Origin of the sequence: Pseudomonas sp. Cab53, assembly GCF_018325965.1 — a bacterium.
Lineage (GTDB): Bacteria > Pseudomonadota > Gammaproteobacteria > Pseudomonadales > Pseudomonadaceae > Aquipseudomonas > Aquipseudomonas chlororaphis_E.
In genome coordinates this window covers 2248121-2272401 of the sequence record NZ_AP021902.1, presented here as the reverse complement: position 1 = coordinate 2272401, position 24281 = coordinate 2248121, and the positions used below count along the sequence as shown (strand labels likewise).

Genomic DNA, 24281 nt, shown 5'->3' with positions numbered 1-24281 from the left:
CCAAGGTTGCTCGTTTATCGCCTGGGCACAAGTCCCTAGAGTGACTTCATCGTTGATTTCGGGTCGCTCACGGCCCATTGATGGAGGTCTGCATGACACAGCGTGACGTTGTTTTCCCCGCCGGACGCCAGGCGCTTTATGAGCGCAATCGCTATTCGCCGGCCATTCGTTCCAACGGGTTTCTGTTCGTGTCAGGGCAGGTCGGCAGCACCGAGGAGGGTTCGCCGGTGCCCGAGCTACAAGCCCAGGTGCGGCAGGCGTTCAACAACCTGAAAGCGATTCTCGCGGCCGCCGATTGCACCTTCGACGACGTGGTGGACGTCATCGTTTTCATCGTCGACCCCGAAGCGAAATTCGAGGCCATCTGGGAGGTTGTGCCCGAATTCTGGGGCAACGCTCCGCATCCGACCCTGACGGCGGTCGGTGTGACCTGGTTGTATGGGTTTGAGTTTGAAATCAAGGTGATTGCCAAGGTGCCGGAGGGTGGCAAGGGGTAAGTCTTCGGCCGACGCCTTCGCGAGCGAGCTCGCTCCCACAAAGGCGCGCGGTAGGGCGCCGCAGAGCCATTTGTGGGAGCTTGCTCGCGAAGGCGGTGGATCAGCCGTGATCAACCCCTGACGGCCGCCTCGATCGCCGCGATGTCGATCTTGGTCATCGTCATCATGGCGTCGAAGGCGCGCTTGGCGATCGCCTGGTCCGGGTGAGTGACGGCCTCGCTCAGGACCCGGGGGTGATCTGCCAGGAGATGCCCCACTTGTCCGTGCACCAGCCACAGGCATTTTCCTGCCCACCGTTGCTCACAATGGCGTGCCACAGACGGTCAGTCTCGGCCTGGTCATCAGTGGCCACCTGGAAGGAAAACGCAATGCCGTGCTTGACCGAAGGCCCTCCGTTCAACCCCAGGCACGGGATGCCCATCACCGTGAACTCCACCGTCAACTCATCGCCTTGTTTGCCCGAAGGGAAATCGCCCGGCGCACGGTGCACGGCCAGCACCTTGCTGTCCGGGAAGGTCTGCGCATAGAACTGGGCCGCTTGCAGCGCAGCGCCGTCGTACCAGAGACAGATCGTGTTCTTGTTGTTCATCCGCGTTCTCCGAGAGAGGGACTGGACGGTGAAGTCTAGCAGTCCCCTATCGAGCCGGGCCTATCGCCCATCAGGTGAACAGATCGACCCCCAGCTGGAACGCCACCCACAGCGCCAGCCCCGTCGCGAACAGCAGTGCGATGTTCTCGAACAGGTTGTTGCGGTATTGCTTGCTCAGCAACGATTTCTGGTTGGACATGATCAACAGGCCCAGGGAAATGACCGGCAGGCCGACGATGTTCAGCGCGCTGACACCGATGGTCAGGGTGACGAAGTCCGGCATGCCGGGCATCGACCAGATCAACGGTGTGACGAGGATGAAGAGCATGAACCACTTGTGCATCGGGTCACGGTGGAACTCCTTGCCGTAGCGCTCCCGACGCTTGGGCAGGACGTGCTGGAAGGCATCGGTAATGAGCATCGGGAACGCCGTGGTCTTGCCGGAAATACTGGCGAACAGCGTGGCGAATACGCCGACGAAGAACACATACCAGCCGATGGGGCCGAAGAAGATTTCCAACGCCTTGCCCAGGTCACCCAGGGTTTTGACTTCAATGCCGTTGGGCCGCAGGATCTCGGCACCGACGATCCAGATCGCCAGGTTGATGACAATCCCCACGAACACCGCGAACAGCAGGTCGTTGCGCTGGATGCGCTTGTGCTCGGGCCCGGTCCAGCCCTTCTGGCGCATGACGTATGGATGCACGAAGTTGGCAATCGAGCCGGCCACCGCGCCAATCACCGAGACTGCCACCAGCAGCGCACCGTGGACACCTTCGTCCGCAGGAATGCTGAAGCCGATGGTGCCTTTGACGATCCCCACCACATCCGGTCCGGACATCACGGCCAGGGCGATGAACGCCAGGGTCATGATCGCCAGCAGCGCCTTCATCACCCCTTCGATCATCGAATAGATGTTGCGCCCCACCAGCAGCCACACCGCCAGCACCACCGCCACCGAACACAGCAACGGGTAGTCGACCCGCAGCAGCATCGCCAGGGACTCGCCAGCGCCCTTGATCATGTAGGCGTTCATCAAGTGGCCCATGAGCAGCGCGTAGACCAGCAGGAACCAGGCGAAGAACGGGTTGAGCTGGGCGTACCCCTGCAAGATGGTCATGCCCTGGTTATTGCAGAGCTGGAAGCGCGCGATGATGTTGACGATCAGGTACCTGAGCAGCAGCGACACCGCCAGCACCCACATCATCGCGTAGCCGTAGTTCGCACCGGCCACCGAAGAGGTGATCAGGTCGCCGGCGCCGAGCCAGGAAAGGACCGCGATGATGCCCGGGCCCAGAAGCTTGAGTATTCGTACAAAGCGGCCTTGGGCGGGCGCGGCGGCCTTGCCTTCGACGGACGGAATGCTCGACATGGATGGAATCTCCGTTATTTTTTTTGTGAGAAACGGGCCACAGTCGAACACATTAGATACGACATCGTACAACCATTCTTGAGCCTCAAGTATGTAGAAATGTTTCATTGATCCGCGGCCGGAAAAGCTGGCAATTTGACAGCCAGCGCCCTCAGCGCTCGCCGTTCTCGACCATCCAGCGCACCATGTCCACCAACGCCACTCGATGCTGGTGCACGGCGCACCAACCGGCGTGGTCCTGGCTGAACCGTTCGACATAGCGGCTGAGCACCACATGGCGCCCATCCTCGGCCAGGTGCAGCTCCACCTCGCGGCAGTGCAAGGCCCCCTGCTCAAGCGTGCGCATCCGTCGATGCAAGACCAGCGCGCCCCTACTCATCGGCGTTCTCCTCGTCCGGGCATGTTGATTGACCGGTCACCACGGCGCCCAGCTTGCCCTCGGCGACAACATCGGCGCGCCGCTGTGCCACGGCCTCTCGCAGGGCCGCGTAATAGTCCGGTCGGGTCCGCAGTTCGTCTGTCAGCGGCAACGCCTGCGCACGTCCATCGACGATGCCGCCGGCGGTGTTGAGCGTGCCCAGGGTGTCGACGGTGCTGCTGTTGTCACCGAACGGGCTGACCATGAAATCGATCACCTTGCCCGTGGCGTCCCGCAGGTTGGCCGTGCCCAGTATCGGCAGTTCCACGGTCGGCCCCGCCGCGATGTTCCAGACGCCGAACGTCTGGCCGAAATCGGCCTCGTGGCGTTCGATACCCAGTTTGCCGGAGACGTCGACCAGGCCGACGATGCCCGCCGTGGTGTTGATCACGAAACGGCCCAGGGTGTTGACCGAGCGCTGGCCGTTGCCTTGCAGCAGGTCGTTGACGAACACTTTGGGCTCGCCGAAGTTCGCCACGAAGTTGTGCACCCCGGCCTGGAAGAACCCAGGGAGCTTGCGGTAACCGCGGGCCACCGGGGCCAGCGCATAGTCATCCACCGTCCGGTTGAAGGCGAAGATGCCGCGATTGATGGGCTCGGCGGGATCATGGACGCCATAGCGCGCATGCTCGCAACGGCCGGGCGTGGCCGCCGGCGTCTGGGCACAGCCGCTGGCGAAGGCGGCGAGTGCCAGGACCAGGGAATATCGAACACGTAACGAAGCGGGATCGGTGAGCGGCATACGGGGCTGTCTCGCAAGGAATTGAGGAAGTGCTGCCTGAATGCCCGTGGCGAGTGTGGTCGCAGGCAAACTGACTGACACCGGCGCAATCCTGCCGCCGTTTTCTTGCCCGAAGATTTCCGCAACATTGCCCAGCGGCAACTTTATTTCCGAATTGAAATATATGACGCGGGCCCTGGATTGACCCTAGTATCGACGCCTGTATTCCTTGCCCAGCGTGCCCGCCGTGAGCCATTTACTACTGGTGGACGACGACCTCGAAGTCCTCGCCCTCTTGCGCAAATTCCTCGAACAACATGGCTACAGCGTGGACGTGGCCGCCGACGGTCGCGCCCTCTGGCAAGCGGTGGAACGCCGGTTGCCGGACCTGATCATCCTCGACGTCATGCTGCCGGGCGACAGTGGCCTGGTGCTGTGCCAGCGACTGCGGGCCGAGCACACCGTGGGCATCGTCATGCTCACCGCCATGGGCGAATTGAGTGATCGCGTCGTGGGCCTGGAGCTGGGAGCGGACGACTACCTGACCAAACCGTTCGATGCCCGCGAACTCCTGGCCCGGGTCCGCGCCGTCCTCAGGCGCACCGGCGAAACCAGGAGCCCCGCCAACGACACGTCCCGCTGGGTGCTGGCGTTCGATAACTGGCAACTGGACGTCACCCGCCGCGAACTGCGTTCACCGGACAACGTCATGATCCCGCTCTCCACCGGCGAGTTCGAACTGTTGCTGGTCTTTGTCGAGCACCCGCGCCGGGTGCTCAGCCGCCAGCAGTTGCTGGACATGGCCCGTGGCGAGACCTACGACGCGTTCGACCGCAGCATCGACGTGCAAGTCAGCCGGCTACGCCGCAAGTTGGAAACCGACAGCACCGGCGCGTCGATGATCCGCACCGTGCGCAACGGCGGCTACCTGTTCACGCCCCAGGTGGTAAAACGATGAAACCGCCGCGCTCGGGCGCCAAGCGCCCACGGGACACCCTGGCGCGCTGGATCGCCCTGACGACCCTCGGTGCCATGCTGACGTTGCTGGCCCTGAACGCGCTGTTCAGCCAATTGGCCGATGCCTGGGCGCGCCCGCCCCTGATGGAAACCGGCCTGTTCGAAAAGATCTCCGCCATCAGCCGCATCATCGACTCGGCAACGCCCGAACAGCGCCCCGCCATCGCCAGGGCCGCCAGCGACCAGGCATTCAACACGCAATGGCTGCAACACCACGACGACGCACGAGTGCCGGTGATCGACGACGACCCGCAATACAACGACGGCGCGGCGCGGCTGCGCCAGCAACTGGGCAGGCCGGATGCGCGGATAGAAGGCTACGAGCCGAGCGACTGGCCCGCTGGCGAACCCGGCGGGCGCTACGCCGCGCTGATCGAGTTGAGTGATCATTCGTGGGTGATGTTCTCCATGCCCGCGCGCAACTGGGGGCTGGAAGACTGGGAGCGCAACCTGATCATCCTGGCGTTGATCCTGCTGTCGACCTTCATCGTGGCGTTGGTCGCCACCCGGCACCTGGCCGCGCCTCTGGAACGCTTCGCCGAAGGGGCCAGGCGCTTTGGCGTGGATCACCGGGCCCCGCCCATTCCCGTGATCGGCCCTTACGAAATCCGCCAGGCGATCCTCGCCTTCAATGCCATGCAGGCCCAGCTCAGGCACTTCATCGAAGACCGCACGCAAATGCTCGCCGCCATCTCCCATGACCTGCGGGCACCGTTGACCCGCATGCGCCTGCGCGGGGAGTTCATCGACGATGCCGAGCAGCAATCCCGGCTGTTCAGGGACGTGGACGAGATGCAGGCGATGGTCAACTCGGCCCTGGAGTTCTTCCGCGACGACGCCCGGCTGGAGCATGCCACCGCCTTCGACCTGGCCGAACTGCTGCACACCGTCGTCGATGATTTCAAGGACGCCGGCATCGAGGTGGCCTTCGAGGGCGCCCAGCGGTTCGTCTATGTCGGCCGGCCCATCGGGATCAAGCGCGCCTTGGTGAACCTGATCGACAACGCGATCAAGTACGGCAGCGAACCGGCGGTGCAACTCAAGGCCTGGACCGATCACGTCGAGATTCGCATCCTCGACCGCGGCCCAGGCATTGCCCCCGAATACCAGGAGCGGGTATTCGCTCCGTTCTTCCGCCTCGAAGGCTCACGCAACAAAAACACCGGCGGTGTCGGCCTGGGCCTGTCAGCAGCCCGGGCCACCGTGCTGGAGCATGGCGGGACGCTGAGCCTGAACAATCGTCACGGTGGTGGACTGGAGGCCAAGGTCCTGCTGCCCTTGAATGGTTAGCCCGGCAACGGCTGGAAAAAACCCCACGATGAATAATGCGCTAAACAATCGGCGCCTTCCTCGATAGGATGTCCGGCCCCGCTGCCCCGGCCCTGTCCGGGAAGGCGCTTTTTTTCTGCCCGACACCGCGCTCGGGCGCAATCGTTCCCCCTTCACTCACGTGTGCCAAAGGATCGACGGAGCCAATTGAACGTTATGGAGTTCACCCGATGATTCTTATCATTTACGCCCATCCCTACCCCGATAAATCGCGGGTCAACCAGGAGATGCTCAGGCGCGCCGCCCGTCACCCGGACGTGGTCATCCGCTCCCTCTACGAGCTGTACCCGGACTTCGACATCGATGTCGAGGCCGAACAGCGGGCAGTCGAGCAAGCGCAACTGGTGGTGCTGCAACACCCGATGTACTGGTACAGCGCCCCGCCACTGCTGAAATTGTGGATCGACAAGGTGTTCACCCAGGGCTGGGCCTATGGCAAGGGCGCCGTCGCCCTCAAGGGCAAGCCCTTGCTGTGGGCCGTCACCACCGGTGGCGCGCACGATCATTTCCAGATGGGCGACTACCCCGGTTTTTTGGCGCTGACCCAACCCCTCCACGCGACAGCCCTCTACTGCCACATGCGGTGGCTGGAGCCGGTAGCCGTGCACGGCGCGTATGCCGGTGCCTGCGACGCCCAAGACGCACAAATCGAGCACTATTGCGCTCGCCTGGCCGCCTGGAAGGACGATTGAAATGGAAACACATAGCCTGATTGAAATGCTCATCTACCTGGGCTCGGCGGCTCTGATCGTGCCGATCGCCGTCCGGTTGGGGCTGGGCCCGGTGCTGGGCTACCTGCTCGCCGGTTGCGCCATCGGTCCCTGGGGCCTGAAGCTCGTCACCGACGTCAAGGCGATCCTGGAATTCGCCGAGATCGGCGTGGTGCTGATGCTCTTCATCATCGGCCTCGAACTGGACCCCAAGCGCTTGTGGGCGCTGCGCAAAATGGTGTTTGGCGGCGGCGCGCTGCAAATGCTCGCCTGTGGCGCAGCCATCGCCTCGTTCTGCGCGCTGCTTGGCCTGAACTGGACGGCGGCGCTGCTGGTGGGCCTGACCTTGAGCCTGTCCTCCACGGCCATTGCCATGCAGGCCATGAGTGAGCGCAACCTGACCGCGACTGCCGTGGGGCGCAGCAGTTTTGCCGTGCTGCTGTTCCAGGACATCGCCGCCATTCCCCTGGTGGCCATGATCCCCTGTTGGCGGCCCACGGCGGAACCCCGTCAGGCGCCGACCTGGCCTTGTCGATCGGCAAGATCGTCGCGGCAGTCGGCCTTGTCGTGGTGCTCGGCCGTTACGTTTCCCGGCCGCTGCTGCGCTTTGTCGCCAAATCCGGCCTGCGGGAAATCTTCAGTGCCGTCGCCCTCTTCCTGGTATTCGGCTTCGGGTTCCTGCTGGAGGAAGCCGGCCTGTCGATGGCGATGGGCGCATTCCTCGCCGGGGTGCTGCTGGCCAGCTCGGAATACCGGCACGCCCTGGAAAGCGACATCGAGCCGTTCAAAGGCTTACTGCTGGGGTTGTTTTTTATCGGCGTGGGCATGTCGATCGACTTCGGCACCCTGATCCATGCGCCGCTGAAGGTCCTGACCCTGACCCTGGGTTTCATCCTGATCAAGCTGCTGGTGATCCGGCTTATCGCACGCGTGCTCAATGTCCCCGGTGGCCAGCGCTCATGGCAGGCGGTGCTGCTCGGCCAGGGCAGCGAATTTGCCTTCGTGGTGTTCGGCGCCGCGACGGTCGCGGGCATCCTGACCGAGCAATGGGGTAAAAGCCTGACGCTGGCCGTGGCCTTGTCCATGTGCCTGACGCCGTTGCTCATCCTGCTGTTGGCGCGCATGGAGTCCGCCAGCAAGAAGAACCGCCAGGAATCCGACCTGGTCGACCCGCAGACGCCCCGGGTGATCATCGCCGGGTTCGGCCGGTTCGGGCAAATCGCCGGCCGCCTGCTGATGTCCTGCGGCGTCGAGGTGGTGGTCCTGGACCACGACCCGGACAACATCGAGACCTTGCGCAAATTCGGCGTGAAAGTGTTCTACGGCGACGCCACCCGCCTCGACCTGCTGGAAGCGGCCGGCGCGGGCCAGGCCGTGGTGATGATCAATGCGATCGACGACCAGGAAGACAACCTGAAGCTGACGCGCCTGGTCCGGGAACACTTCCCCGGCTTGAAGCTGCTTGCCCGGGCCCGGGACATGGGGCACATCATCGCCCTGCGGCAACTGGGCGTGGAGGCCGCCGAGCGAGAAACCTTCGAAAGCGCGCTGGCGCTGGGTCGAAGCGCCCTGGTGCAGATGGGTGTGGGCAGCTACGAGGCACGGGAGCGCGCGGACCAGTTCCGTCGCCTGAACCTGCAGATGCTCGACGAGATCGTGGCCCACCCGGCGGACGACCTCGACTTCCGCCACAACGCCTACCTACGAGCCAACGCATTGCTCGAAGAAATGTTCAACGAAGACCGCGCCCGGCCGACCCACGGCTGGTCCGAACAGCATCGGCCGGAGCCGGACTGAGTCGCGCGCCCGACGTCAGCCCACCTCCACCAAGGCGTCCAGCTCGGCGAGCAGCGCCGGTGCAAGGGTCAGCTCGCTGGCACTGAGGTTTTCCCGCAGGTGCGCCAACGATGACGTACCCGGGATCAACAGGATGTTGGGCGCCCGTTGCAGCAGCCACGCCAGGGCCACGCACAGCGGCGACGCCTCCAGGCGCGCCGCGACGCTGGACAGGGTTTGCGATTGCAACGGCGTGAAGCCGCCCAACGGGAAGAACGGCACGTAGGCGATGCCTTCGCGGCCAAGCTCGGCGATGAGGGACTCGTCGGCCCGATGGGTCAGGTTGAAGTGGTTCTGCACACAGACAACCTTGGCGATGCCCTGGGCCTGCCTGACCTGCGCGGCGGTGACGTTGCTCACGCCCAAATGCCGGATAAGCCCCTGGTGCTGCAACTCAGCCAGGGCCGTGAAGGATTGCTCGATGGATTCGTCCGACGGTGAATTCATATTGCCCCATACCCGCAGGTTGACCACATCCAGCACATCCAGGCCCAGGTTGCGCAGGTTGTCGTGCACCGCCTGGGTCAACTCGGCGGGGCTCTGGGCCGGGTTCCAGGATGCATCGGCGCCGCGCACTGCGCCCACCTTGGTCACGAGGGTCAAGTCCTCGGCGTAGGGGTGCAACGCTTCGCGAATCAACCGGTTGGTGACGTGCGGGCCGTAGAAGTCGGCGGTGTCGATGTGGTTGACCCCGCTAGCCACGGCCTCACGCAGCACCGCGACGGCCGCCGCCGGGTCCTTGGGTGGCCCGAATACATGGGGCCCCGCCAGTTGCATCGCCCCGTAGCCCATGCGCTTGACCGCACGGTCGCCCAGTAGAAAAGTGCCTGCCTTGTCTGCAATGCTCATCGCGTGCCCCTTGGATCAATGAAAGTACGAGCACTATAAGCATTGACCATTGCGCTGATAATCAGGTGCAATCGGCACAGCTTGTACGACGGAGAGAACAATGGCGGCAGATATCCAGGACTTGCTGGCCTTCGTGGCGGTGGTCAACGCAGGGGGCTTTCGCGAAGGCGCGCGGCTCAGCGGCAAGTCTGCCTCCAGCCTCAGCGATGCGGTACGCCGGATGGAGCAGCGCCTGGGCGTGCGCCTGCTCAACCGCACCACTCGCAGCGTGGTACCAACCGAGGCCGGTGCCCGGTTGATGGAGCGCATCGTGCCGGCCCTGGGCGAGGTCGAGTCGGCGCTGGACGTGGTCAACGAATTTCGCGACCGCCCTTCGGGCACGCTGCGGCTGAACGTACCGGCCAGCGCGGTCAGGCTGGTGCTGCCCGCGATCGTCACGCCGTTCCTGAAAAGCTACCCCGACATTCGCCTGGAGGTGATTGCCGAAGAAAGCTTCGTGGACGTGCTCGCGGCCGGTTGCGACGCCGGCATCCGCTACGACGAGCGCCTTGAGCAGGACATGATCGCTATCCCCATCGGCCCGCGTTTCCAACGCTTCGCCACGGCGGCCTCACCGGCGTACCTGGACGCCAGGGGCCGCCCCGAACACCCGCGGGACCTGCTCCAGCACGCCTGCCTGCGGGGCAAGTTCGCCAGCGGCGCCATGCCGCCGTGGGAGTACGAACGCGACGGCGAAACCGTGAGCGTCGACCCGAGCGGCCCGTTGATCGTGCGGATCGGCGGCGCGGTGGACCTGGCGGTCCAGGCCGCCCTGGATGGGCTAGGCGTAATCTACCTGTTCGAAGACTGGCTGCGCCCCTACCTCGACAGCGGCGCCCTCGAACCGGTCCTCGAACCCTGGTGGCAGCGCTTCACCGGCCCCTTCCTCTACTACCCCGGCCGCCGCTACCTGCCCTCGCCGCTGCGGGCCTTCGTGGATTTCATCCAGGCCCGCAAATGACGGTGGCGGCCCGCCTCGACAGGGCTGCACGCCGATCCGGCGGTTTCGGCCCAGCCCACCCGCCACTCGTCCCCCCGCCCTCAGGATTTTCGAACCAAGCGTCTCGCTACGGCTCGTAGCTACATGACACCGCTGCAAGCGACGGGGCATCACGGCTTAAACGGCGGGCGCATTGAGTGTCCTTGCAGTTCACTGCCGGAGTTTCGCCATGTACGAATGCCTAGTCCAACAGGTTTCCTCGAAGGAGTCCCTGGCGTTTTTTGCCCAACGCGATACCCACGGCACGGGTTTCAAGGCCTGTGCGCCCGCCGCCGGGCTGTCGGTGACGGCTCAGTTCAAACCCCACGACCAGCAGAACCTGATCAAGCCGAACATGCAGCTCAGTGCCATTCGCTGCCGGGGCGGGCGCCTGGAGTGCATCAAGGTGCGCTGGGGTTGGTCGCCGATCTGGTCCGTCGGAACGATGCCGCCGCTGACCCATCTGCCGCTGCACCTGGTGATGCGCTCCAAGGTCTTCGATCGAATCAAGCGCGAGGGCCGGGTGCTGGTGGCGGTGAACGGCTGGTACGAGTCGGCCGACGCCACCGTGGCGCCCGCCTCCCCGCGCCTGAGCTACACCGCGTCCAACCAGGGCGCGCCGATCTTCCTCGCGGCCCTGGCCCAGGCCAGCGAAACCCCCAACGGCTGCGACGGCCTGACCCTGGTGACCTACGGCGACATCGCCAGCAAGCAGCAGCGCCTGCTGGCCTTCACCGGCGAGGAAGCCCTCCAGTGGCTACGGCCCGACCTGGATTGGGAACAGGCGCAGCAGATCGCGGCGAGCGCGGCGCTGATCAACCCACCCCTCGGACACATCCCGCCACCCCAACGGCTGATCCAGGGCCGAGGCTGACAGCGCCACTCAAGGAAATCACGAAAGGCTCGACGAGGGACGGTAGACTGGCCGCGCAACACCGCCCCTCATCCTTTCGAACAAGAGACTTGCATGGCCAATCCAGACATCACCTTCACCCCCGACCCAGACGCAGATTCCATCTCCTCCGACGTTGCCGGCTTCGGCGGCCTGCTGGTTTCCACCCAGATCCCGACCCGGGCCGATGGCAGCCTGGAGCTGGGCGACATCACCTTGCAAAGCGAATGCACCTTGCAAGCCCTCAAGACCGCCCTGGAGCGCGCCGGCAGTTCCATGGACCGGGTCCTGCACCTGACCATCTACCTTACCGACATGGCGGATCGCGGTGCCTTCAACGAAGTCTACAAACGCTTCTTCGCCAAACCCTGGCCGGTGCGCGCAGCCGTGGGCGTGGCGGCGCTGGCAGTAGAAGGCATGCGCGTGGAAGTGACGGCAATAGCCGCCAAGGCCTGATGTTGCCGGTATAACCTGCAGGGTAGAGGCACTTATGTGGCAAGGGGATTTATCCCCTCGCCACAGGTTCCAGCATAAACCTCGGGCTCCGCGACCTGCCCCAAACGCGCGTTTTCCCGAAAAACAGTCATTTACGCACCTAGCCCGGCCTCGACCACGCCGCTAAAGTGCGCCGTTTCCATCCTGGTGGCGTGCTCATGAATCTCTGGTTCCGACTCTTGTTGATGCTGTTGCGTCGTCCCTGGCGCAAGCCCACTGACCCTTTGGGCACCACCGTGGTGCGGATGCGCGTCTGGCCACTGGACCTGGACCTCAACCGCCACGTCACCAACGGGCGCTACTTCACCCTGGCCGACGTCGGGCGCATGGATTACGTGCTGCGCAGCGGCGCCTACAAAGTCGCCCTGCGCCAACGCGCGGTGCCGATCGTGGGGGATGTCTGGGGCAAGTTCCGGCGCGAACTCAAGTTGTTCGAAGCGTTCGAGGTGCACTCGCGGATGCTCGGCTGGGACGACAAGTGGACCTTCATGGAGCATCGCTTCATCAGCCAGGGGCGCGTGGTCGGCGTGGTGATCATGCGGGGCCTGTTCCGCTCGGCCCGGGGCACGGTTGCACCGGGTGAGTTCATCCGCGCACTGGGGCTGGCCGAACAGTCGCCGGCGCTGGCGCCCTGGTTGAGTGCCTGGTCGCAAAGCTGCGATGGCTTGAGCCTGGCGCTGCGAGAGGAGCAAAACTGACGGGACGGCCTACCGCCCAATCCCCTTCTATACTGTTCTGCCAACCCCACGGGGCCTGCACTTCCAATAATAAAAAGCAGAGGTGGAACATGGTCTGGCAACAAGTCTACGATCCCTTCGGTAATGCAGTGCTGTCGACGCTCCTGGCGGCGGTCCCGGTGGTGGTGATGCTGGCGTCCCTGGCGTTCTTTCATATCAAGGCGCACCTGGCGGCGCTGCTGGCCTTGGCGTCGGCCCTGCTGATCGCGATCTTCGCCTTCGGCATGCCCGCCGGGATGGCCGGGTCGGCGGCGTTGTACGGCGCGGCCAACGGCCTGTTACCCATTGGCTGGATCGTGCTCAACATCATTTTCCTGCACCGACTGACCACCGAGAACGGCTCGTTCAAGGTCCTGCAGGATTCCCTCGCACGCATCACCGACGACCGGCGCCTGCAATTGCTGCTGATCGCCTTCTGCTTCGGCGCATTCTTCGAAGGCGCGGCCGGCTTCGGTACGCCGGTGGCGGTGACCGGGGCCATCTTGATCGGCCTGGGCTTCTCGCCCCTGGCCGCCTCGGGCCTGGCCTTGATCGCCAACACCGCGCCCGTGGCGTTCGGCGCCCTGGGCACGCCCATCATCACCCTGGCCAAGGTCACCGGCCTGGATGAAATGGAGCTGTCGATGATGGTCGGCCGGCAACTGCCGTTCTTCTCGGTCATCGTCCCGTTCTGGCTGATCTGGGCATTCGCCGGCTGGCGCAAGATGCTGGAAATCTGGCCGGCGATCCTGGTGGCCGGCGTCAGCTTCGCCATCCCGCAGTTCCTGGTCTCCAACTACCACGGGCCGATGCTGGTGGACGTGATTGCCGCGCTGATTTCCATGGCCTGCCTGACCGGCTTCCTCAAGGTCTGGAAACCGGCCACGGTGCACACCTCCGCCGCGCTGTCGGGGCGGGTCGATGACTCGAAGATCGAGGCCAGCGAGCAGGCGCAGCCCGTCGCCGGCGGTGCGTTCGCCAGCGATGCGCGCCCGGCCGTGCTGCGGGCGTGGATGCCGTGGATCATCCTCACCGTGTTCGTCTTCGCCTGGGGCACCCAGGGCTTCAAGAACCTGTTCGACACCCGTCCGGCGCTCGACCCGCAGACCCAGTCGGTCAAGCTGGATCAGCAAGGCAAGCCGGTGCGCGAGGCCAATCCGCTGTTCTCGCCGATGCTGACATTCACTACCCTGCACCAGCAGATCGAGAAAGTCCCGCCGGTGGTGCCACAACCGAAAACCGAGGAAGCGATCTACAAGTTCAACTGGTTCACCGCCACCGGCAGCGGCATCTTCCTGGCGGCCATCCTCGGCGGCCTGCTGATGGGCTATTCGATCCCGCAACTGCTGCGCCAGTACCTGCGCACGCTCTGGGTGGTGCGCTATTCGCTGATCACCATCGTGGCGATGCTGGCCCTGGGGTTCCTCACGCGCTATTCGGGGCTGGACGCCACCATGGGTCTGGCCTTCGCCGCGACGGGCATCTTCTACCCAATGTTCGGCACACTGCTGGGCTGGCTCGGCGTGGCGCTGACCGGTTCGGACACGGCGTCCAACGTGCTGTTCGGTGGCTTGCAGCGGGTCACGGCGGAACAGTTGGGGATCAGCCCGGTGCTGATGGCGGCGGCGAACAGTTCCGGCGGGGTGATGGGCAAGATGGTCGATGCGCAATCGATCGTGGTCGCCTCAACCGCGACTCGCTGGTACGGCCATGAAGGGGAAATCCTGCGCTACGTATTCTTCCACTCGGTCGTGCTGGCGATCCTGGTGGGCGGGCTGGTGACGTTGCAGGCGTATGTGGTGCCGTTCAGTCGGATGGTGGTCGGGGGGCACTGAGGGGACTGTGGCGAGGGAGACGCTGACTCGCCACAGCGATGGCTTACTGAACGTTCTTCAGCTTGACCACATCACCGGACACCGAGGTGGTGTAGCCGGTCAGGACCCACGCCCAGAACCAGTTTTCCTGGACTTGGGTGTTGATCATGGCGTCGCCGCCCTTAGCCTTGATCGCAGCGGTCTGGGCGCGCACGAAACGGCTGTTCTGCTGGATCGGGATCACCCCGAACAGCAGCAGGCCGGTGGCCTTGGCTTCACTGTGGCCGACTACGGTGTATTGGCTGCTGTCGTATTGCTGGGTTTTCATCGGGGCGCCGGTGCAGCCCGCCAGGGCCAGGCCGAGCAGTGCGCAGGCAGCGATCTTGCTGAGGTGGTTCATTGAATACTCCATGGGAAAACGCCCGGGATCCATCTCTCGGGCGGCGCGTACTCTAACCGATCAGCATCAGATTGACAGCATTCACTTGTTCAGCTGCGAGGCGCCACCCAGAGCCGCTCGTCAGTTGCCACTCCAGCGAAACGGCGCGCCGTCGATAAACCAGTCACTGCGCCCGGCAAGGCCATTGGTTGCCCAGCAGACCAAGTATCGATGAACGACGGCCAGCCCCGTTGGAGCGCTTGAGCATGATTGACCTGACTGTCTGGAACATCACCCTGCCCGTGCAAACGCCGGCCCTGACCGTAGCCACCAAGGCCATGCCGACGCTACAGAGCCCGTATTTCAACCGCAACGGCGAGCGCATCGTGTTCTGGGCACCGGTGACCGGTTCCCACACCGGCAAAAGCGACTTCCCGCGCTCCGAACTGCGGGAAACCGGTAAGGACGGCAAGCTGCGCAACTGGCGCTACAACAGTGGCCTCAACACCCTCAACGGCACCTTGTCGGTAAACCAGGTACCGTCGGAAGGACGGGTCGTGGTGGCGCAGATCCACGCCAAGGACGCCCCCGCCCCGCTGCTGAAACTGGTGTATCGCTACGCCAAGGGCACCGGCAACCTCGACGTGGAATACCGGGTCAAGCCCAAGGACGTGAAGAGCCCGGTGCTCTTCAGCGTGCCGAACATGGCGCTGAACAAAGCCTTCACCTATGCGTTGCAGATGGACAAGCAAGGCACGCTCACCGTGCTGATCAACAGCCTCGGCAAGCAGGTCAAGCTGGACCCTTCCTGGTACGCCTACGACTTTTACTTCAAGGCCGGCGTCTACACCCTGGACAACGTCGGGTACGCCAGCGAAGGCGGGAAAGTGACCTACACCAGGCTGGACGTCGGCCATAAATGACCGGCGTCGCCCCTTCCGTGGCGAGGGCGCTTGCTTGCGCGGGGCTGCGAGGCAGCCCGCGCCACAGGAAAAGGGCTGCCTGACAGCACTCGATCGATCAGGCGAACGTCGCCCCCGCGTATTCACGAACAGTGAATACAACGAATGGCTGCCCGCCATGAACAACCGGTTACCTTCCCGGCCGCCAAAGCAGACATTGGGGCAGCGTTCCGGCAGGGAGATGTGCCCGATAGCCTTGCCTTGAGGGTTGAACACCCGCACGCCATCGAGTTTTTCCAGGTCGGCCTTGGGGTCACCGTTGCCGCCCCAGCCGCACCAGAGGTTGCCGCTTTCGTCGCACTTGATGCCATCGATGGCGGCGTAGTCCAGGCCCTCGATGTGCTTGCGCCGCTCGCCCAAGGTGCCGTCGTCCTTGACCGTGATCGCCCAGATCAGGCGGTTGGGCTTGGCCCGGCCTTCGACCACGTAGAGGATTTTCTCGTCCGGGGAAAAGCACAGCCCGTTCGGCCCCGCCAGGTCGTCGATCACCCGGCTGAGCGTACCTGTCTCGCCATCGATGCGGTACACCGCATGGGGCTGGGCCGGCGTGACTTTGTGCCCTTCGTAGTTGTTGCCGGTCTGGAACGGCGGGTCGGTGAACCAGATCGAACCGTCCTTCTTGCAGACGATGTCGTTGGGCGAGTTGAGCGGCTTGCCCTCGAAACTGTCCGCCAGCACGGTGATCGTGCCGTTGTGCTCGGTGCGGGTCACGCGCCGGCCTTCGCTGGACGTGGTGGAACCTTCGCACACCAGCAATCGTCCCTGGCGATCCCGGCACATGCCGTTGGAGAAGTTGGAGTGTTCGCGGTACACCGAGAGATCGCCGGTGATTTCATCCCAGCGCACGATGCGGTTGTTGGGAATGTCACTGACCAGCAGGTAACGACCGTCGCCGATCCACACCGGCCCTTCCGCCCAGCGCAGGCCGGTGGCGAGCTTTTCCACGCTGGCGTTGAAGATGCGCAAGTCCATGAAGCTAGGGTCGAGGATATTGATCAACGGGTCCGGGTAACGCTGGCTCAGCGGTTCGGCCTGGGCGAGCCCCGGCAGGTTGCCCAAGGTAGCGGCAGCCGCCGAAACCACCAGGGATTTTTTCAGGAAGACCCGACGCCCCTGATCGGCGGCGGTTGAAGATTGCGAAGCATCCATCGTGCGTCTCTCCGTTATTGTTATTGGACGGGAGCACAGTTTTACTCCGTGATAAGACATCGTACAAGACAGGCAATTCAGCGTTTTTTCGCGATGCTCCGCATTTCAGCCCACTGATGGCGAGCCACTGATACCGACTGCGCGCTTGTTTCCTGGCCCTTCGTGGGGTAAAAACTCATGTTGTACGATAACTAATAACAATAACGGCCATCCGAAATACTTGCTCGGCGGCCTGCCCTTCGAGACCGCCATGACCCTCGCTACTGCCGCTCCCACTCCACTTCCCCGGCACCTCGCGGTGCTTGTCCTGCTGTGCATGGGCTGCGCCTTTGCCGGTAATCATGTCGCCGCCCGGGCCGCCTTCGACGACGGCGCCGGCGTGTTGCTGGCGATACTGCTGCGCTCGGGCGGGACCTTGCTGGTGCTGGCCGCCCTGGTGCTGTGGCAACGCCAGAGCCTGCGCCTGCCCCGCGGTGCGTGGCGCTGGCAGCTGACGCTGGGGTTGTTGATCGGTGCCCAGAGCCTATGCCTCTACTCCGCCGTGGCGAGGGTGCCCGTGGCGTTGGCGCTGCTGGTCGGCAACCTCTTTCCGATTCTGCTGGCGCTGCTCACCTGGGCACTGGGTGGGCCCCGCCCGACCGCACGCACCGCCGCACTGATGGGGATGATCCTGGTGGGCCTGGTGTTCGTGCTGGAGGTGCCGGCGCGGCTGGCCTCTGAACAGAGCGTCGGCCCGCAATGGCTGGTCGGGGTGGGGCTGGCCTTCTGCGCCGCCTGCGTGTTTGCCTGCGCCTTGTGGATTACCGACCACAAGTTGTCCCAGGTGCGCGGCTCGGTGCGCAGCCTGCTGACGATTTTCATCGTCTTCAGCAGCGTCAACCTCGCCGGCCTGACCGGCGCCCTGCCCGGCGGTTTCGACCTGCCGGCCAGCAGCACCGGCTGGCTGGCCCTGGCCACGCTGGTGGTGCTCTACGGCACCGGGTTCACCGTCCTGTTCATCTGCGTGCCGCGCCTGGATATGCCACGCAACGCCCCAGTGATGAACATCGAACCGCTGGCCACGCTGCTGATTGGCTGGCTGGTGCTGGACCAGATGCTCAACCCGGGCCAGGTGCTGGGCGGCGCGATCGTGGTCACCGGTATCGTGCTGCTGACGTACCGCAAGGTTGAACGGGCCAAGGCGCCCGTGGCCGGGGTGGCTGGGCGTAACTGAAGCACCGGCGTCGCGCCCTGGCGACCAGGTTTTGTGGCGAGGGAGCAAGCTCTCTCGCCACAGGTGCTGGGTGAGGTCAGAACCGCACGGCCTCCGCCGGCACCACATCGATCCGCGACACCGCGCTGCTCAGGCGCCCCAGGCGGTTGTTGTGGTTGGCGATGATCTGCTCTGCCGTCATGCTGCCGTTGTCCACCGTAGAGTGGGCGTCTGCCGCCAGCACCAGGTCATAGCCGAGAGCATGGGCCTGGCGCACGGTGGCGTTGACGCAGTAATCGGTCTGCAGCCCGCAGACCACCAGCCGATCAATACTCCGCGCTTGCAGCAGCGACAGCAGGTCGGTCTGGTAGAAGGCGTCCGGCGTGGTCTTGCGCACCCGCAGATCGTCTGCGTCAGTCAGCAGGCCGTCAGCCAGTTGCCAGGCGTCGCAGCCATGGGTCAGCGAACCTTCCAGCTCCTCATGCTGGACCAGGATCACCGGCCAGCCGGCCGCCCTGGCCTTGGCGCTGAGGTCGTTGATGGTCCGGATGACGCGCTGGATGTCGAAACATTCTTCTTCGCCACTGCACAGTCCGTTCTGGACATCGATGATCAGCAATGCGGTGCTCATGACTTTCCTCTGCAAACGTTGATGGGATCAGTAACCCAACGACAACCCAGTGTTACGGCGAGGGTCGTTGGCGCCATAGAAGCGGTTCTTGCCCACCGGTTTGCCACCCAGCGACGGCGCACCGACCAGGATCGCCGCGATGTGGTTGGGGTCTTGCGGGCCGGCGAACTTGTGGCCCCAGCTTTCCAACAGCTTCTGCGTATCGGGGCTGGCGGCGAAGGTTTCCAGGTTGGTCTCCTCGGGCATCCACTGCTGATGGAAACGCGGCGCATCGACGGCTTCCTGAAGGTTCATGCCGTAGTCGATCACATTGAGGATGGTCAACAAGGTCGCCGTGATGATGCGGCTGCCGCCCGGCGTCCCCACCACCATCACCGTCTTGCCGTCCTTGGTGACGATGGTCGGGCTCATGGACGACAGCGGCGCCTTGCCCGGTGCGATGGCATTGGCCTCGCCCTGCACCAGGCCGTACATGTTGGGCACGCCGACCTTGGCGGTGAAGTCGTCCATCTCGTCGTTGAGGATGACCCCGGTCTTGCTCGCCATCACCCCGGCACCGAACCAGTCGTTGAGGGTGTAGGTGACGGAAACGGCGTTGCCCCACTGGTCGACGATGGAGTAATGGGTGGTGTTGCTGCCCTCATGGGGCGCCACGCCCGGCTTGATCTTCTGCGAATCGCCAGCCTTTTGCGGCTCGATGGCGGCGCGCAACTTGGCGGCGTATTGCTTGTCCAGCAGGTGGTCGATGGGGTTCTTCACGAAGTCCGGGTCACCCAGGTAGCTGTTGCGGTCCACGTAGGCGTGGCGCATGGCTTCAATCTGGTAATGCATGCCCTGGGCCGAATGAAAGCCCAGCTCCTTCATCGGATAGCCGTCGAGGATGTTCATGATCTGGCACAACACCACCCCACCGGAACTGGGCGGTGGCGCCGAGACAATGTGGTAGCCGCGGTAGTCGCACTCCACCGGTGCCAGCTCACGGGTCTTGTACTTGTCCAGGTCGGCCTGGGTGATGATGCCCTTGTTGGCCTGGCTGGAGGTAACGAGTGCATCGGCGACCCAGCCCTTGTAGAAGCCATCGGCGCCCTTGGCGGAGATTTCCCGCAGGGTCTTGGCGAGGTCCTTCTGCACCAGTTTCTGGCCAACCTGCATGGGCTCGCCGTTGTGCAGGAAAATCGCCCCGGAGTCGCGCATGTCCTTCTTGAACACATCGGTTGCGGTTTCCAGCAGGTCGACATCGCCCTGCTCGAGGGTGAACCCTTCTTCGGCGAGGCGAATGGCCGGGGCGATCAGTTCAGCCCGGGGCTTGCTGCCGTATTTCTGCAACGCCAGCTCCATGCCGGACACGGTGCCGGGCACACCCACCGCCAAGTGGCCACGGGTGCTGAGTTCGGGCACGACGTTGCCGTCCTTGTCCAGGTACATGTTGGCGGTGGCCGCCAGAGGGGCTTTTTCGCGGAAGTCCAGGAAGGTCTTGCGGCCGTCGGCCAGTTGGAGGGTCATGAAGCCGCCGCCCCCCAGGTTGCCCGCCGCCGGGTAGACCACCGCCAGGGCATAGCCCACCGCCACTGCTGCATCCACGGCATTACCGCCGTTCTTGAGCACATCGACGCCCACGTGGGTGGCCAGGTGCTGGGCGGTGACCACCATGCCGTTTTCGGCGGCAACCGGCGCCTGGGACGCGGCCTGCGCGGCCAGGCAGCCAAGGGTCAGCGAGGTGGCCAGGAGGGTCCTGGCAAGGGATTGGAACATCATGGGTCAGGTCTCTTCTTGTTTTAGGACCTAGCCAGTATGGCCCGGTTTGCGCAATGCGCCCGTTGCGATAGTCTCGCGCAGATCATTCCCGCTTGAGGACATCCCCAATGACGCTGCGAATCGAACGCACCGATGCGCCCACCGACGAGGAGCGCCAGGCCATTCTCGCGCCGCTGCGCGCCTACAACAGCGCCCAGACCGGCGCCACGGTGCCCGAGCTCGTCGCCTTGCTGATACGCGACGAGCACAGCACTGAAGTCGTCGGCGGGCTCTACGGGCGAATATTTTTCCGCTGGCTCTACATCGAGTTGCTGGTCGTGCCGGAACAGGCCCGCGGCCAAGGCACGGGCTCGACCCTGATGCAAATGGCCGAAGACCTGGCGCGGGAGAAAAACTGCGTGGGCATTTTTCTGGACACCTTCGACTTCCAGGCACCGGCGTTCTATCGCAAGCAAGGCTTCACGGAAGTCGGCCACATCGACGACTACCCTCCGGGCCACCAGCACTTTTTCTTCCAGAAGCGCCTGAAAGCTGCGGACTGAACGCCCACAGGGCTGCTGGGCCGGCGACTTACAAACAGGTCGCCAGCGCCGCCAACCGACGCTTGGCGACGAAGTCGTCGTGCTGGGCGTAGTAGTTCAACGCGGTGCCGTTGGCGCCGGCCAGGACATCGACGAACGATTCGGCGGAGCGGGTGTACACCGTCAGGCCACCCTTCTCGCCGGGTTGCAGGTACGCCGCGGCATCGACGCCGAACACTGCTTCGTCCTGCCAGGCAAACTGCACGCACTGGGCCACGACCTGCGCAGGCTTGTCCGAGGCCAGGGTCTTGTAGGGCGCCTGGGTCCGGGCCTGGTTCATCGCCGAACCCGCACAGCCAGCCAGCAAGGTAGCGGCCAGGGCCACCGTCAACATTCGCATTGCGTTCTCTCACCGAAAAAAGCCGACTGTAGCACTACGACCCGAACCGTCGCGCTGCTTTACTGAAATTTACCCGCGACAGCAGGCCTCGATTCGCGCAACCTGTGGGCCATCAACCAAAGGAGTCACCATGGCGGCAACCGAACAACAACACGAACGGGCCCTGGCCAGGTTTCTCGACGAACGCCCGCACCTGCGCCACGAACTGGACACCCTCAACCCGCTGCTCGCCCAGGCCAAGGGCGAGACCGCCGAACAATATCGCGCCGAACGGCTGCATGAAGCCTTCGAAGCCGAGGCCGAGCGCCAGCACCTGTTCGCCTGGGAATTGACCCTGCAACTGACCGCCGCCTCGCCCGAGGACTACCAGGCCCAGCGCCTGGAGGTGCACAAGGAAGTGGCGGAAATGGCGGGGATGGACTGGGCGGAGTATTGCCAGCTGCATGGCCTTGAAGACAAGCCGTAACCGTGGCGAGGGAGCAAGCTCGCTCACCACACAGTGATCGCCATGCCCTTCGTGTCGAGCCCCCTTGGCAATCGCCCCACCGCCCATAAAGCTTTATCATGGCCGCAGTTTCGCTGACCGGGTCTGTCATGAAGTTCGCCATCGCGCTGTTTTCCGCCGCCCACGCGCCCTCCTCGCGCCGTGCCTTGCTGTTCGCCCAGGCTGCGCTGGCCGGTGGGCACGAAATCGTGCGGTTGTTTTTCTACCAGGACGGCGTCTATAACGCCGGCGCCAGCATCGTCACGCCCCAGGACGAACAGGACCTGCCACGCGAATGGCGCACGTTCGTCAGCGACCACCAGCTCGACGGCGTGGTGTGCATCGCCGCGGCGTTGCGCCGGGGTGTGTTGAACGATGAGGAAGCCCAGCGCTACCAGCGTTCGGCGGCCAGTGTCGAGGCGCCCTGGGCCCTGTCCGGCCTCGGCCAGTTGCACGATGCAATCCAGGACGCGGACCGCCTGATCTGTTTTGGAGGCGCTTGATGCCCAAGTCATTACTGCTGATCAGCCGCCAGGCCCCATGGTCGGGCCCGAGCGCCCGCGAAGCGCTGGACATCGTCCTGGCCGGCGGCGCGTTCGACCTGCCCATCGGCCTGCTGTTTCTCGACGACGGCGTGCTCCAGTTACTCGCGGCGCAAGACGCCAGGGCCGTCCAGCAGAAGGACCTGAGCGCGAACCTGCAGGCACTGCCGCTGTTCGGCGTCGAGCAACTGTTTGTCTGCGCCGACAGCGCCGCCGAGCGCGGCGTCGCCCCGGACACGCTGGCGCTGGACGACGTGAATGTACTGGACGCGGCACAGATCGCCGCGCTCATTGACCGCTACGACCAGGTGATCACCCTCTGATGTCGACCTTGCACGTATTGTCTCACTCGCCCTTCGGCGACTCTCGTTTCGCCAGTTGCTTGCGCATATTCGGCGAACACGATGCCCTGCTGCTGTGCGGCGACGCGACGTATGCCCTACGGCCTGGCACCGCGCCGTTTGAAACCCTGCTGGGCCGCGGCCTGAAACTGTTCGTGCTCGCTGAAGACGTCCAGGCCCGCGCCTTGCAAGCGCCAGACTGGGCCAAGGCCATCGACTATCCGGCCTTCGTCGAACTGTCGATCGAGCATGACAAGGTCAACACCTGGCTATGAACACGTTGAATGTGGGCGAACGCGCCATCGCGCTGGACAAGGACGGCTACCTGGCCGACCTGGACGACTGGTCGGCCGATGTCGCCACGGCCCTGGCCGCCACCGAAGAAATCGAACTGAGCCCCGAGCACTGGGAAATCCTCGAACTGCTGCGCGGCTTCTACCGCGAGTTCCAGCTCTCCCCCGCGACCCGGCCACTGATCAAGTACACCGCGCTGAAATTGGGCGCGGACAAAGGCAACAGCCTGCACTTGAACCGACTGTTCAAAGGCACTCCCGCCAAACTCGCCGCCAAGCTGGCGGGCCTGCCCAAACCGACGAATTGCCTATGACCGACTTTGCTTCGCTGACCCTAGAGACCCCGGCCGAACATCCGTTCGCCCCGTTCGTGCGCATCCTTGGCAAAGGCAAGCGCGGCGCCCGCAACCTGACCCGCGAAGAAGCGCGCCAGGCCATGGGCCTGGTGCTGGATGAACAGGTCGAGGACACCCAGCTTGGCGCTTTCCTGATGCTGTTGCGGCACAAGGAAGAAAGCGCCGAGGAAATGGCCGGTTTCACCGAAGCCCTGCGTGAGCGCCTGGTCGTGCCGGGGTTGACGGTGGACCTCGACTGGCCAACCTACGCAGGCAAGAAACGCCATTTGCCGTGGTACCTGCTGGCAGCCAAGTGCCTTGGGCAGAACGGCGTGCGGATCTTCATGCACGGCGGCGGCGCTCATACGTCGGGTCGCCTCTACACCGAACAATTGCTGGGCTTTCTGCAAATCCCGCTGTGCCGGGACTGGCAGCAAGTCGCCGGCGCCCTGGACAACGGCGGCCTGGCCTTCATGCCACTGGTGGACTGGGCGCCGCAAATGCAACGGATGATCGACCTGCGCAACACCCTCGGGTTGCGTTCGCCTATCCATTCCCTGGCGCGGATCCTCAACCCGCTGGGCGCACGGTGCGGGTTGCAAAGCATTTTCCACCCCGGCTACCAGGCCGTGCACCGCGAAGCCAGCGGCTTGCTGGGCGATACCGCCATCGTGATCAAGGGTGACGGCGGCGAAATCGAGATCAACCCGGACGCCGACAGCCACCTCTACGGAACGTCCGGCGGCGTCAGCTGGGACGAGCAATGGCCGCGACTGGCCGAACAGCGCCACGTCAAGCCGGAAAGCCTCGACCCCGAACACTTGAAGGCCGTCTGGCGCGGTGACGTACAGGACAGCTACCCGCAATTGGCCCTGATCGCCACCATGGCCTTGGCCTTGCGCGGCCTGGGCCTGACTCGTGAAGCGGCGTTCGAGCGCGCCCGCCAGTACTGGGACGGCCGGGATCGTTCGATTTAACTGATGATTAACGCCTAACCTTTGCGCTTTTTGTTCGAACCTATCGG

The 24281-nt window shown here is 64.2% G+C and carries 27 protein-coding genes and 3 pseudogenes; 20 read left to right on the top strand and 10 right to left on the bottom strand.

Annotated features, from left to right (window positions below; translation table 11 throughout):
* The first annotated feature begins 92 nt into the window (after window positions 1-92).
* The gene (locus tag KI241_RS09980) at window positions 93-497 is read left to right on the top strand and encodes a Rid family hydrolase (RefSeq protein ID WP_212803629.1); all 405 of its coding nucleotides are present in this window, start codon (window positions 93-95) and stop codon (window positions 495-497) included.
* A 110-nt stretch (window positions 498-607) separates the two neighbouring features.
* Here the strand turns inward: KI241_RS09980 and KI241_RS09975 are convergent.
* The 4 genes and pseudogenes from KI241_RS09975 to KI241_RS09960 form a co-directional block, all read right to left on the bottom strand.
* Window positions 608-1086, bottom strand: a pseudogene (locus tag KI241_RS09975) (VOC family protein).
* A 70-nt stretch (window positions 1087-1156) separates the two neighbouring features.
* Complete coding sequence (locus tag KI241_RS09970; protein WP_042729101.1) at window positions 1157-2458, bottom strand: Nramp family divalent metal transporter; 1302 nt, start codon at window positions 2456-2458, stop codon at window positions 1157-1159.
* Window positions 2459-2609: 151 nt separating this feature from the next.
* Entirely contained in the window at window positions 2610-2837 is a 228-nt protein-coding gene (locus KI241_RS09965) for a hypothetical protein (RefSeq protein WP_042729102.1), read from the bottom strand.
* Window positions 2830-3618 carry a VacJ family lipoprotein gene (locus tag KI241_RS09960; protein WP_042729103.1) on the bottom strand — a complete coding sequence of 263 codons (789 nt, stop codon included), beginning with the start codon at window positions 3616-3618 and terminating at the stop codon, window positions 2830-2832. Before KI241_RS09960 ends, KI241_RS09965 begins: the two co-directional genes overlap by 8 nt.
* Before the next feature lie 40 nt (window positions 3619-3658).
* Here KI241_RS09960 and KI241_RS09955 point away from each other — a divergent pair, with 40 nt between their 5' ends.
* The 5 genes and pseudogenes from KI241_RS09955 (at window position 3659) to kefC (ending at window position 8450) form a co-directional block, all read left to right on the top strand.
* Complete coding sequence (locus KI241_RS09955; RefSeq protein WP_160310716.1) at window positions 3659-3802, top strand: hypothetical protein; 144 nt, start codon at window positions 3659-3661, stop codon at window positions 3800-3802.
* Between the two features lie 42 nt (window positions 3803-3844).
* Complete coding sequence (locus KI241_RS09950; RefSeq protein ID WP_042729109.1) at window positions 3845-4555, top strand: response regulator; 711 nt, start codon at window positions 3845-3847, stop codon at window positions 4553-4555.
* Entirely contained in the window at window positions 4552-5904 is a 1353-nt protein-coding gene (locus tag KI241_RS09945) for a HAMP domain-containing sensor histidine kinase (protein WP_042729104.1), read from the top strand. The genes KI241_RS09950 and KI241_RS09945 overlap by 4 nt, the downstream gene beginning before the upstream one ends.
* 209 nt (window positions 5905-6113) lie before the next feature.
* Window positions 6114-6635 (top strand): glutathione-regulated potassium-efflux system oxidoreductase KefF, encoded by a 522-nt coding sequence (kefF, locus tag KI241_RS09940; RefSeq protein ID WP_212803628.1) that lies wholly within the window; start codon window positions 6114-6116, stop codon window positions 6633-6635.
* A gap of 1 nt (window position 6636) precedes the next feature.
* Window positions 6637-8450: pseudogene (gene kefC / locus KI241_RS27970) on the top strand (glutathione-regulated potassium-efflux system protein KefC).
* A gap of 15 nt (window positions 8451-8465) precedes the next feature.
* Here kefC and KI241_RS09930 read toward each other — a convergent pair.
* Window positions 8466-9338 carry an aldo/keto reductase family oxidoreductase gene (locus tag KI241_RS09930; protein WP_047737169.1) on the bottom strand — a complete coding sequence of 291 codons (873 nt, stop codon included), beginning with the start codon at window positions 9336-9338 and terminating at the stop codon, window positions 8466-8468.
* 100 nt (window positions 9339-9438) lie between these two features.
* On the opposite strand from KI241_RS09930, the gene KI241_RS09925 reads away from it, so the two are divergent.
* The 5 genes from KI241_RS09925 to KI241_RS09905 all read left to right on the top strand — a co-directional run bounded on the left by KI241_RS09925 (window position 9439) and on the right by KI241_RS09905 (window position 14294).
* A complete protein-coding gene (locus tag KI241_RS09925) occupies window positions 9439-10338 on the top strand; it encodes a LysR family transcriptional regulator (RefSeq protein WP_047737171.1) in 900 nt (299 codons plus the stop codon).
* A gap of 208 nt (window positions 10339-10546) precedes the next feature.
* Entirely contained in the window at window positions 10547-11230 is a 684-nt protein-coding gene (locus KI241_RS09920) for an SOS response-associated peptidase family protein (RefSeq protein WP_212803627.1), read from the top strand.
* Window positions 11231-11323: 93 nt separating this feature from the next.
* Window positions 11324-11704, top strand: a complete 381-nt coding sequence (locus tag KI241_RS09915; RefSeq protein ID WP_042731687.1) for a RidA family protein — start codon at window positions 11324-11326, stop codon at window positions 11702-11704.
* Window positions 11705-11901: 197 nt separating this feature from the next.
* Window positions 11902-12441, top strand: coding sequence for a thioesterase family protein (locus KI241_RS09910; RefSeq protein ID WP_042731686.1), 540 nt, complete (start codon window positions 11902-11904; stop codon window positions 12439-12441).
* Between the two features lie 89 nt (window positions 12442-12530).
* A complete protein-coding gene (locus KI241_RS09905; RefSeq protein WP_042731685.1) occupies window positions 12531-14294 on the top strand; it encodes an L-lactate permease in 1764 nt (587 codons plus the stop codon).
* Between the two features lie 43 nt (window positions 14295-14337).
* Here KI241_RS09905 and KI241_RS09900 read toward each other — a convergent pair whose 3' ends face one another.
* Window positions 14338-14673, bottom strand: coding sequence for a hypothetical protein (locus KI241_RS09900; RefSeq protein WP_042731684.1), 336 nt, complete (start codon window positions 14671-14673; stop codon window positions 14338-14340).
* Window positions 14674-14918: 245 nt separating this feature from the next.
* On the opposite strand from KI241_RS09900, the gene KI241_RS09895 reads away from it, so the two are divergent.
* Window positions 14919-15575, top strand: a complete 657-nt coding sequence (locus tag KI241_RS09895) for a polysaccharide lyase family 7 protein (RefSeq protein WP_042731683.1) — start codon at window positions 14919-14921, stop codon at window positions 15573-15575.
* 111 nt (window positions 15576-15686) lie between these two features.
* On the opposite strand, the pseudogene KI241_RS09890 reads toward KI241_RS09895, so the two are convergent.
* Window positions 15687-16763, bottom strand: a pseudogene (locus KI241_RS09890) (SMP-30/gluconolactonase/LRE family protein); the annotation flags it as partial.
* Window positions 16764-17013: 250 nt separating this feature from the next.
* Between KI241_RS09890 and KI241_RS09885 the strand changes: the two are divergent.
* Window positions 17014-17976, top strand: coding sequence for a DMT family transporter (locus KI241_RS09885; protein ID WP_042731688.1), 963 nt, complete (start codon window positions 17014-17016; stop codon window positions 17974-17976).
* Between the two features lie 76 nt (window positions 17977-18052).
* Here the strand turns inward: KI241_RS09885 and KI241_RS09880 are convergent, their stop codons facing one another.
* Window positions 18053-18586, bottom strand: a complete 534-nt coding sequence (locus tag KI241_RS09880) for a cysteine hydrolase family protein (protein WP_042731681.1) — start codon at window positions 18584-18586, stop codon at window positions 18053-18055.
* 27 nt (window positions 18587-18613) lie between these two features.
* The gene (gene ggt, locus KI241_RS09875) at window positions 18614-20341 is read right to left on the bottom strand and encodes a gamma-glutamyltransferase (RefSeq protein WP_047737179.1); all 1728 of its coding nucleotides are present in this window, start codon (window positions 20339-20341) and stop codon (window positions 18614-18616) included.
* A 107-nt stretch (window positions 20342-20448) separates the two neighbouring features.
* Between ggt and KI241_RS09870 the strand changes: the two genes are divergently transcribed.
* On the top strand, window positions 20449-20883 hold the full coding sequence (locus tag KI241_RS09870; RefSeq protein ID WP_047737182.1) for a GNAT family N-acetyltransferase: 435 nt from the start codon (window positions 20449-20451) through the stop codon (window positions 20881-20883).
* Window positions 20884-20911: 28 nt separating this feature from the next.
* On the opposite strand, the gene KI241_RS09865 is transcribed toward KI241_RS09870, so the two are convergent.
* On the bottom strand, window positions 20912-21262 hold the full coding sequence (locus KI241_RS09865) for a hypothetical protein (RefSeq protein ID WP_047737184.1): 351 nt from the start codon (window positions 21260-21262) through the stop codon (window positions 20912-20914).
* Window positions 21263-21392: 130 nt separating this feature from the next.
* Between KI241_RS09865 and KI241_RS09860 the strand changes: the two genes are divergently transcribed.
* From KI241_RS09860 to KI241_RS09835, 6 genes are all read left to right on the top strand, one after another.
* Window positions 21393-21728 (top strand): DUF6388 family protein, encoded by a 336-nt coding sequence (locus tag KI241_RS09860; protein ID WP_123578775.1) that lies wholly within the window; start codon window positions 21393-21395, stop codon window positions 21726-21728.
* Between the two features lie 128 nt (window positions 21729-21856).
* The gene (gene tusD, locus KI241_RS09855) at window positions 21857-22249 is read left to right on the top strand and encodes a sulfurtransferase complex subunit TusD (RefSeq protein WP_042732610.1); all 393 of its coding nucleotides are present in this window, start codon (window positions 21857-21859) and stop codon (window positions 22247-22249) included.
* Window positions 22249-22611, top strand: a complete 363-nt coding sequence (tusC, locus tag KI241_RS09850; protein WP_042732604.1) for a sulfurtransferase complex subunit TusC — start codon at window positions 22249-22251, stop codon at window positions 22609-22611. The genes tusD and tusC overlap by 1 nt, the downstream gene beginning before the upstream one ends.
* Entirely contained in the window at window positions 22611-22904 is a 294-nt protein-coding gene (tusB, locus tag KI241_RS09845; RefSeq protein WP_042732605.1) for a sulfurtransferase complex subunit TusB, read from the top strand. The genes tusC and tusB overlap by 1 nt, the downstream gene beginning before the upstream one ends.
* Window positions 22901-23236, top strand: a complete 336-nt coding sequence (locus KI241_RS09840) for a TusE/DsrC/DsvC family sulfur relay protein (protein ID WP_042732606.1) — start codon at window positions 22901-22903, stop codon at window positions 23234-23236. Before tusB ends, KI241_RS09840 begins: the two co-directional genes overlap by 4 nt.
* Window positions 23233-24234 carry a glycosyl transferase family protein gene (locus KI241_RS09835; RefSeq protein ID WP_212803626.1) on the top strand — a complete coding sequence of 334 codons (1002 nt, stop codon included), beginning with the start codon at window positions 23233-23235 and terminating at the stop codon, window positions 24232-24234. The genes KI241_RS09840 and KI241_RS09835 overlap by 4 nt, the downstream gene beginning before the upstream one ends.
* The last annotated feature ends 47 nt before the right edge of the window (window positions 24235-24281 follow it).